This window comes from Novosphingobium umbonatum (assembly GCF_004005905.1).
In the GTDB taxonomy this organism is placed as follows: domain Bacteria; phylum Pseudomonadota; class Alphaproteobacteria; order Sphingomonadales; family Sphingomonadaceae; genus Novosphingobium; species Novosphingobium umbonatum.
The window spans coordinates 1-283 of record NZ_SACO01000068.1; the positions used below are offsets into that span (position 1 = coordinate 1).

Genomic DNA, 283 nt, shown 5'->3' on the forward strand with positions numbered 1-283 from the left:
GTCGATCGTCAGGCGATGTTTATCGCATTCGGTCGCCGCCACGAGGAGGATTGTCTTGCCGACGAAGCCAAGGCGATCTCGGCTGCGGCCGAGCGTCAGCGCCAATTCAAGCTGGAAGCCGAGCGGCTGGCAGCGGAACAGGCCCGTGAACAAAGACTGATCGAGGAGGCCTGTCGGATCCTCGACAAGGCTGCCTCCCGTCCATACCGTTTTTCCGGAGGCACGCTGACGGTGGACCTGTCGAGCTTGAACGAGGTTGAGCGATCCACTGTTATCGACGCCG

The 283-nt window shown here is 61.5% G+C and carries 1 protein-coding gene; it reads left to right on the forward strand.

Annotation, left to right across the window (positions count from 1 at the left end):
- The coding region (locus EOE18_RS18585; protein WP_220446055.1) for a hypothetical protein at positions 1-283 on the forward strand (283 nt) is incomplete at both ends.